General features: G+C 64.6%; 8 protein-coding genes. 3 read left to right on the top strand and 5 right to left on the bottom strand.

Annotation, left to right across the window (positions count from 1 at the left end; translation table 11 throughout):
* The first annotated feature begins 115 nt into the window (after positions 1–115).
* Complete coding sequence (locus tag AC4LGL_RS14000; protein WP_491839206.1) at positions 116–1,519, top strand: cytochrome P450; 1,404 nt, start codon at positions 116–118, stop codon at positions 1,517–1,519.
* 29 nt (positions 1,520–1,548) lie between these two features.
* Here AC4LGL_RS14000 and AC4LGL_RS13995 read toward each other — a convergent pair whose 3' ends face one another.
* The 3 genes from AC4LGL_RS13995 to AC4LGL_RS13985 form a co-directional block, all read right to left on the bottom strand.
* Positions 1,549–2,814 (bottom strand): glycosyltransferase, encoded by a 1,266-nt coding sequence (locus tag AC4LGL_RS13995; RefSeq protein ID WP_491839205.1) that lies wholly within the window; start codon positions 2,812–2,814, stop codon positions 1,549–1,551.
* A 39-nt stretch (positions 2,815–2,853) separates the two neighbouring features.
* Positions 2,854–3,693, bottom strand: a complete 840-nt coding sequence (locus tag AC4LGL_RS13990; protein ID WP_491839204.1) for a TylF/MycF/NovP-related O-methyltransferase — start codon at positions 3,691–3,693, stop codon at positions 2,854–2,856.
* Between the two features lie 214 nt (positions 3,694–3,907).
* Positions 3,908–4,816 carry a class I SAM-dependent methyltransferase gene (locus AC4LGL_RS13985; RefSeq protein WP_491839203.1) on the bottom strand — a complete coding sequence of 303 codons (909 nt, stop codon included), beginning with the start codon at positions 4,814–4,816 and terminating at the stop codon, positions 3,908–3,910.
* A gap of 165 nt (positions 4,817–4,981) precedes the next feature.
* On the opposite strand from AC4LGL_RS13985, the gene AC4LGL_RS13980 reads away from it, so the two are divergent.
* The gene (locus AC4LGL_RS13980) at positions 4,982–5,884 is read left to right on the top strand and encodes a GAP family protein (protein WP_491839202.1); all 903 of its coding nucleotides are present in this window, start codon (positions 4,982–4,984) and stop codon (positions 5,882–5,884) included.
* A gap of 44 nt (positions 5,885–5,928) precedes the next feature.
* Here the strand turns inward: AC4LGL_RS13980 and AC4LGL_RS13975 are convergent, their stop codons facing one another.
* Together AC4LGL_RS13975 and AC4LGL_RS13970 are read right to left on the bottom strand one after the other, a co-directional pair.
* Entirely contained in the window at positions 5,929–6,717 is a 789-nt protein-coding gene (locus tag AC4LGL_RS13975; protein ID WP_491839201.1) for a class I SAM-dependent methyltransferase, read from the bottom strand.
* Positions 6,718–6,815: 98 nt separating this feature from the next.
* Positions 6,816–8,096: a glycosyltransferase gene (locus AC4LGL_RS13970; protein ID WP_491839200.1), complete on the bottom strand. Its 1,281-nt coding sequence runs from the start codon at positions 8,094–8,096 to the stop codon at positions 6,816–6,818.
* A gap of 315 nt (positions 8,097–8,411) precedes the next feature.
* Between AC4LGL_RS13970 and AC4LGL_RS13965 the strand changes: the two genes are divergently transcribed.
* Positions 8,412–9,170: a GAP family protein gene (locus AC4LGL_RS13965; RefSeq protein WP_491839199.1), complete on the top strand. Its 759-nt coding sequence runs from the start codon at positions 8,412–8,414 to the stop codon at positions 9,168–9,170.
* The last annotated feature ends 9 nt before the right edge of the window (positions 9,171–9,179 follow it).

The following is a 9,179-nucleotide window of genomic DNA, read 5'->3' as shown; positions in this document are numbered from 1 at the left end:
TCTGCGACCTCGGATCGCGCGAGCGCTCCCCACGACCGGCCACCCGCGTCGGTTGCGATCCGAGGCCGTCGGCCTGTCCGCACCCGTACCGTCTAGTAGCTAGGGATCACGCAAAGTGTCTGCCGCGAAAACCGAACTGCCGCCCGGCCCTCCACTTCCCATGGTGGTGCAGTCCACGTTGATGGCAAGCTTCGGTCTACGCTTCCTGCGCGCGTGCCAGCGCCGTTACGGGAACATGTTCAGGCTGCGTATTCCGTTGTCGGGCACGGTCGTTTACCTCGCGGATCCTGCCGACATCAAGACGGTGTACGCCGGCGACCCTCGGGTCTTTCATTCCGGCGAAGCACATTGGTTCTTCCGCGGACTCCTCGGTGAGAGCTCGCTGTTTGTGCTCGACGAGGACGCGCACCACTCCCTGCGCCGGCTGACTATGCCGGCATTTCATCGCGACGCCGTCGCGCAGCAGGCTGCTCAGATGGTCGAGATCGCCGCGGAGAACGTCGCCGGGTGGCCGGTCGGGAAGAGCTTCCCGGTGGCACCCATGACGACGGAGATCACGCTCGAAGTGATCTTGCGGACAGTCATCGGCGCCAGTGACCCCGCGCGACTGGCCGCGCTGCGTCGGGTGGTGCCGCGGTTGCTCTACATGAAACCGTGGGAAACACCGGCGATTACGAAGCCGAGCCTGCGGCGTCATCGCCCGTGGCGAGGCGTCGGCCGGCGATTCGAGGAAGCCGACGCCCTGCTCTACGCCGAGATCGCTGACCGGCGTGCCGACCCCGACCTCGCCGAACGTACTGACGTGCTGGCCATGCTGGTCCGCGCCACCGACGACGACGGTCGCACCATGTCCGACAGCGAACTGCGCGACCAGCTCCTGACCGCGATCGCGGCCGGCCACGAGACCACCGCGACGGCACTGTCATGGGCGTTGGAGCGGCTGACCCGCCACCCGGAGGCACTGGCCAAGGCGGTGCGGGCCGCCGATGCCAGCGCAGCAGGCGACGCGACCGGCGACGAGTACCTCGACGCCGTGGTCAAGGAGACGCTGCGGATCCGTCCGGTGCTGTTCAGCTCGGGCCGCGTCCTCAAGGAGCCGACCGAGATCGGCGGCTATCGGTTGCCGGCCGGCATCATGGTCGACCCGGCCATCGGGCTGGTGCACGCGAGCGCCGAGGTGTACCCCGATCCGGATCGATTCGACCCGGATCGAATGCTCGACGCCTCCCTCAGCCCCACCACCTGGCTCCCTTTCGGTGGCGGAAACCGCCGCTGCCTCGGTGCGACCTTCGCCATGGTCGAGATACGGCTCGTTCTCCGTGAGATCCTGCGCCGGGTCGAATTGAGCACCACCACGGCAGCTGACGAAAAGGCACGGGCGAAGCACGTCACGTTCGTTCCGCATCGTGGCGGCGTGATCCATGTCCGCGCGATCCGGGATGCCGAGCCCCCGTCGCGGGCCGCAATGCCACAACGCTGCCCCGCCAGCGCTCACGGCTCGCGCGACGTGCCGGACTAAGACGCGGGACCAGGCTGATCAGAGCAGTGTCACAGCCGACCGGCGCCGGCAAGTTTCTCCACGAGATCTGCCGCGGTCGCGATACTTTCGGCGGGTTGGGTCATCTGGGTGGCGACCTCGCGCGCTCGGGCGGCATACTGCGGCTCGAGGATCGTGCGCAGGTCGGCAACCAGACTCTTCTCCGTCGTGCTCGAAAAGCGCCGGGCGGTGCCCACTTTCAGCACCTTGACCCGGCGCCCCCATAGCGTCTGGTCGAGATCGGTCGACAGGATCAAGGTGGGAACTCCCGCGCGCAGCCCGGCGGCGGTGGTGCCCAATCCCCCATGGTGCACAACCGCGCGGCAACCGGGAAAAGCCGTCGCGAAGTTCATCGTGCCGACGATCTTGACGTGCTCGGACCGAGGAACCTGGCTCAGGTCGGTTCCGGCCGCACACACCAGCGCCCGTTCGCCGAGCTGGGTGCAGGCCGAGCTGATCATCGCGAGTGTTTTCGCGCCGGATTCCATCGGCAAGCTGCCGAAGCCGAAGAAAATCGGTGGTGGGCCCGCCGCGATCCAGCTGGCGACCTCGTCATCGGAATCCCCGGGCAGATTCATCGTCAAGGCACCGACGAAGGGCCGTTGGCCGGACCATTGCGCCCATTCGTCGGCCAACCCGGGAAAGCAGGCTTCGTCATAACCTTGGATCTCCAGGCACCCGCGTTCGGTGAGCCGCCACGGCGAGGGGGACGTGGCCTTGGGCAACGCCAATTCGCCTCGCTGTATGCCCTCGACCTTCCTGGCATTGCGCCACGCAAGCCATTCGGACACCCGCATCGCCGTTCGGCCCAGCCGCCCAGGCAGGAACGGTACGAACTGGCCATTGGCGCGAAGCGGGAACAGGTGCAGCGTGGCCAATGGAATGTCGTAGTACTCAGCGACATTGCCCGCGGCGTCCTCGAAATTCACCCCGGTGAACAGCAGGTCGGCATCTTCGGCGAGTGACGTCAACGTGGCGATGATGTCCTTCCAGCACTGGTGGAACGGCGCCACAACCTCCCGTCGCAACCTGATCATCTCGCGGACCTTCCAGAAGTTCCGGAAGAAGTGGGTCCAGAAGTCGCGGTGCGCATCCAGCACTGCCTGCAGATCCGGCCCGTACGGGATCGCTGTCGGCCCGGCCGCCTCGGCAAAGCCGACGAGGTCGGGCGGGACAGCCATGTGCACGTCGTGCCCGCGCCGTAGCAGCTCGCGGCCCACGGCGACACACGGCTCGATGTCACCGCGGGTTCCGTAGCTTGCCAGCACAATCTTCATTGCAGATTCTGGCCTTTCACGTCCCTCCAACGCCTTTCGCTATTTGCGCCAGAGCACAGCAGTCCCGTCGATGTCGACGATCTCGGCGGTGATCCCGTGCTCCGCGCGGTAGTCGGTAACGGCTTGCCGACATGGCTCGAGATCGTGATAGTCGTCGATGATGCAGAAGCCCTGTGGGGACAGCCGCGGGTAGAGCGCGTCCAGCGCTTGGATTGTGGATTCGTACAGATCGCCGTCGATCCGCAGGACCGCAATGTGATCGATCGGCGCGTCCTTCAGGGTGTCCTTGAACCAACCAGGCAGGAAGCGGACCTGGTCGTCCAGGAGTCCGTAGCGCTCGAAGTTCGCCCTGACCTCAGTTTCGGACACTCCCAGAATTCCGGCCAGGCTCTGCGTCCTGAGCCCCTTGTCGGCGATGTAGTTGTCAGGGTCGGCAGGTGGCAGGCCCTGAAACGAGTCCGCCACCCAGACACTTCGTGTCTGATCCCCATACGCGGCCAGTACGGCACGCATCAGGATGCAGGCCCCGCCCCGCCACACCCCGCATTCGATCAGGTCGCCGGGGACCTCCTCCGCAAGCACCGTCTCGACGCACTGCTGAAGACTGGTCAGACGCTTCATTCCGATCATCGTCTCGGCCTCCGCCGGCCAATCGATGCCCAGGTCCCGCTTGTGCTGAACGAGGGTGCTGCGATTCTCGTTCGGAGTGGCGCGGGCAAGTCGATGCGCCCCACCACGAACCATCATGCGATTGAGGGTCTTGAAGTAGAGCCGTCGCCGCAGCGTCCACTGGGCGGGCATGCGTTCCGGCATCCCGTACCTCGTGAGGTTGCCTCGGATCAGGTCGAGGTACAGCGATCGAACATCATGGTCGGTCACGTGAAATTGGGCCCCCAGCTCGTATTCCAGTAAGTTCGAGTGACTCTAGCCTCGAGCCGGTACTGCCCGGATCGGTTTGCTGATTGCGTATGGGGAAATTGACCCGCACTTTGGCACGACAACGATAGCGCAGCGGGCCACCCCCGGTCCGAACCGCAAGATCGACTGTGCGAGAGACGATTTCCGCTGCAGCGACCCGCGGCCGCCCAATACCTCAGATTGCCTGTAGGACGAATCCCGTCTGGTCGCCCCGCCCCTGCCGGTTGAGCAATTGTGCGCGTTTTTCCCACGCCCACAGCTGCTTGGGTCCAAACATGCGAAGTATCTTCGGGTCGGTAACCGGAACATCACGTCGATAGGCTTCACTGCCGAGGAACTGGCCCAAATTCGAATCATCGAACGTCCGGACCACCCGCATTCCAGCCCGTTCGGCCGCCATTGCCATTCCCTGCCGCGACGGGATGACCATGTGCCGCGGTGCATCGGCCTGCACCCAATCCGCCCGGTAGGTGCTCCAGGCTTCCGACGAAGTCGTGGGCACACGAGCCAGGCACATGCCTCCGGCAGCGAGCTTGTCGTACGCCACCTTGAGGGTTTCGACCGGGTCAGGAACGTGTTCGAGCGAATGATTGAACATGATGAGGTCGTATTTGCCGTCGACATCGCACAGATCTGCCTTCATCAGCGGCACGCCTTCGGCAGATTCGCCATCGGCCTGGATGAACGGGTCCGCGCCGGCCAAGTTGTTGAACCCGATTCTGGTCAGACGGTCCAGCAGTCCCCCCGTGCCACAACCGACGTCCAGAATTCGCGCGTCGTGCGCCACCGCCAATTGAGCGAGCATTCTGACGACGTCGCCTCCGAGAAGCACGCGGAAGAGTCCTTCGGTCAGCCGCGACTTCATGAACGCACCGACAATGGGATTGCCTCCGCGCAGTTTGTACTCGTCATGCTGGGTGACCAGCCATCGAAAGGCACCCGGTTGCGCTGACGCGCTGTGCGAGTAGTAGTTCGAGGGATAGTGACGCATGAGGTCTTCGCCCTCAAGCTCCTTGTCGATCTGCAACGTATCGCACGCAGCGCAGCAGAAATATTCAAATTGTTCCCGAGTGCCGAACATCATCTCGCGAACTTCAATCGCCGGATGGGGGCCAGTCGATCCGCATAACCGGCAATCTCTGGTTATCGCGGACACTCGGCCATCCTCAGAGAACTCCACACCACCGCGAGAGCATAGCGTCTGCAGCCTGCCACGGGGCCGAAACCGGAGTGCCGGCAGGGACGGCGCATGAGCCAAGTTGGTGCTGGCAAACCGACTTTGGCGTGCCGGGACAGCATCACTCAGGACACCGACAGTGCGAAAAGAGCGGAGCGGCTGGAGCGACCGGGTAGTGTTTCGGCCGTGTGGGGATCGGTGCTGGCGCTCGGGATTTTGGTTGGCCTCGATCCCATGCGCATCGGCATCACCCTTCTCGTGATCTCGCGGCCGCGACCCGTGCAGAACCTCCTGATGTTCGGCGCCGGCTGCATGGCTGCATGCATTCCTACGCTGATCGTTCCGTTGACGCTGCTGCACGCGACCCCGCTGTTCAAGTCCACCGCGGAATCCTGGGCCAAGAGTTCGACCGGCGGTTACATTCAGATCGGCATGGGAGCGGTCGCGCTGACGACTGCCACGGTGCTGACGGTGCACTTCTGGGTACGTCAGCGGGCGAAACTACCGGCCACGGACGGTGGCGCGTCGACCATGGTCCTGGACACCGACACGTCGACGCCGGTCTCGCGGCTCCTCGCCCGCGCGAAAGAAGAACCCGAAGGCGGCACGTCCTTCTTCCGGCGCCTGCTGCGGCGCGGCCACGACGCCTGGGAGAGCGGAGCCCTGTGGGTCTCGTTCGTGATCGGCTTCTCATTTGCCGGGGCCCCACCCGACGTGGCTCTGTTCCTACTCGCGATCGTCGTCGTTTCCGGGGCTGCGGTCGGCACGCAGATCACCGCCGCAATCGCATTCATCGTCGGCATGCTGGCGGTTGTCGAGATCGTCCTCGTCAGCTATCTGGCCGCTCCCAGGAAAACCGAAGCGGTGCTGCAACGGCTGCATGACTGGGCGTGGGCTCACCATCGAAAGATCCTGGTGGCCATGTGCATATTGGCCGGCATCATGCTGATTGCCAAGGGGTTGAACACCATCTGAGCCGGGCCACGACCCGACAGATGACGAAAGTTCAATCGACTCCGCTAGCCACCATGCCGGGACCGGCTGGCCACCGCCACCGTCGGGCCCAGCCCCCGTCGAGTGCGGAACTCGACCGTGATCGACGGGTCGGCGTGCCGGCCCAGCGCACGCAATGCCGCCGGGCTGTAGGCGCGCAGGGAGCTGATGAATCCATCGTGTTGCAGCGGCGAGACCTTGACCAGCGGTAGCACCACCGCCAGCAGAACGACGTGCAAAGGAGCGGGCGGCCTGGGGAGGTCGACTATCAGCAGCTTCTTCGCCGCCCGAGTGCCCGCCGCAAACACCTGGACGGCGAGTTCGGGGGACAGGTGATGCAACGACAACGCGAACACCGCCAGGTCGTAATAGCCGTCCGGCGCGTCGATTTCGGTGGCGTCCATCTCCCGGACGACGGCACGCGGGTGGCTGCCGAGATCTCCGGCGGCCATGCCCGCCACAAATGTGGGCTCGATGTCGGTGACCGTCATCTGCGCAGAAGGATGCATCTCCAACAGCTTGCGCGACAACCCGCCGAGGCCCGCACCGAGTTCGAGGATCTTCGGCGCCGGCACGTCGGCCACCTCGCGAAGCACCATCCGGGCGCACTTCTCGTGGATGCCGATCCGCCGCCGCCCTCCGGCACGGTCGAGCGAATCCATGACCTTGCGCTTCAGATCATCGACGTCGTCGCGATCCAGGTACTCCAGTCGGTCGGTCTGCAGTCGCCGGTCCAGCCAGGACGCGTCCGGCCCACCCCGGGGCATGTTCGCAATGTCGGAGGTTCTGCTTTCCACCCAGACATCATGGGTCATCGCGCTCGCGATCCGACCAGAAGTCGTAAAGTCACCGCGATTGCGGCGCGACAAAAAGGCTTTCACCGTGGCGACGCCGCTGTCCCCCGTCAGGCTGATCAGCCGGCACGCTTGAGGCGACCGAGCTTTTCCAACAGGTCGGCGGTGGTCGCCACACTTTCGGCGGGTTTGGTCATGCGAGTGGCGACCTCGCGGGCGCGAGCCGAATACTCCGGCTCGAGGACGGTACGCAGATCCGCGACCAACGTCTTCTGGGTCGTGGCCGAAAGGCGCCGAGTGGTACCCACTTTCAGTCGCTTGATCCGGGCGCCCCACAGCGTCTGATCCAGGTCCGTCGAAAGGATCAAGGTGGGAGCCCCGGCACGCAATCCCGCGGCGGTGGTACCCGCGCCGCCGTGGTGCACGACCGCACGGCACACCGGAAAGGCAGCCGCATAGTTCATGGTGCTGACCACCTTGACGTGATCGGAATGGGGCACGTCGCTGAAGTCACTCGCGCCGGCGCACACCAATGCCCGCTCGCCCAACTCCTCGCAGGCGGCACTGATCATTGCCAGCGTCTCGGCGCCGGAGTCCACCGGCATGCTGCCGAAACCGAAGCAGATCGGCGGTGCCCCCGCGGCGATCCAGGCAGCGACCTCGTCATCGGTGTCGGTCGGCAACTCCATCGTCAACGCACCGACGAAGGGCCGCTGCCCATCCCATTCCGCCCATTCCTGCGCCAGCCCGGGAAAGTAGATCTCGTCGTAGGCCTGAAGCTCCAGCGAGCCGCGCGCGGCCACCCTCCACGCCGAGGGACCAGTTGCCTTGGGCAAGCCAAGTTCGCGGCGCTGGGGATCCTCCAGCCTTTTCATCATGGGCCAGCTCAGCCACTCCGACGCCTTCATCATTGCGCGAGCCAACGGCGCCGGTAGCCCCGGGACGAGCTGCCCGTTGGGCCGCATCGGGAACACATGCAGCATGGCCAACGGAATCCCGCAACCCTCGGCGACGTTGCCTGCAGCCTCCTCCCCGATCACCCCGGTGAAGAGCACGTCCGCCCCGTCCACCAAAGACGTCAGCGTCTTACTGACGTCTTGCCAGTACTGGTCGAACAGGTGCCATTCCTCGCGCAGCAAACCGGCCAGATCCCGGACCCGCCAGAAGTTCCTCCAGAACTTGCGCAAGAAGCGCGCCCAGAAGTCCCGGTTCAGGTCCTGCCACACCCGTACGTCCGGCCCGCAGGCGATGGCCTCCGGTCCAGCCGCTGTCACGAACTCGACCAGATCGGGCGAGACGGCCATGCGCACTTCGTGGCCGCGCCGCACCAGTTCACGACCGACCGCAACTCCAGGCTCTACGTCACCACGCGTCCCATAGAAAGCCAGCACAAATTTCATCGCGGAGCCTCTAGCCTTTCAGTTGTCGAGCCTGTGAGCTGCCCGAAGACATCGGTCATTATCCCCATCCCCTGTCAGTTCTGTTCCAAAACGGAGCAGCTGAATCCGGAAGAGAATACGGAAGATTCGACCGACGCCCTCACGCAACCGCAGTCCGTCGGCGCCGTCGGCCCGTACCAGAGCGCGACTTCTGTCGGAACGCCGGACGGAACGGACCAGGGTCACGTAGGGCCAAGATCGAACAGGTTGCCAAAGGCCCAAAAAATAATTAACTAGCAGGTAATGTTCCCCGCCGTGTGGGGCTCATTACTCGGGATGGCGATTCTGATGGCGTTCAATCCCGCGCTTCTCGCCCTCATCCTTCTCGTGATCTCGCGTCCACGGCCGGTACAGAACCTGCTCGTGTGCTGGATCGGCTGCCTCACAACGAATATTCCCGCGCTGTTGGTGCCGGTGGTATTGCTGCACCGGGCGCCGATGTTCAGTCCCCAGACACCGGCCGCCAGCGCCGCGGCCCGACACATCCAACTCGGTATGGGTGTGCTGGTGTTATCGGTCGCACTGCTGATCGCAGTTCGTTACTGGGTACGTCAGCGAGCACAGGTGCCGACGCCTGCCGGCAACGCCCCGAGCGAGGTGCCGGAATCCGAGGGGACGGGCCAGATCTCGTCGCCGTTCGCCGGCGTGGGGGAAGCGACGGAAGGCGGCGACTCCGCAATTCGCCGCCTGTTCCGCCGACTTCAACGAGCCTGGGACAGCGGCGCTCTGTGGGTCGCGTTGGTGTGCGGTTTGGGATTCATCCCTGGGTTTCCGCTGGTCCTTTTTGTGGCGACCACCGTCGTGTCCTCCGGGGCGTCGACGGGCACGCAGATCATCGCCGTCATCCTGTTTGTCGTCGCGATGTTCACCGTCTTCGAGGTCGCCGTCATCAGCCATCTGATCGCTCCGGCACGAACCCAAGCTGTCCTTCAGCCAGTCCACGACTGGGCGCTGGCCAACCGTCGCCAGGTGATGATAGGCATCTTCGTGATGATTGGATTGCTGCAGGTGGTAAGGGGATTGGGCATCATCTGAGCGGCAAGC

Source organism: Mycolicibacterium arcueilense, from assembly GCF_058536225.1.
This window is presented reverse-complemented; position numbering and strand designations above follow the sequence as displayed.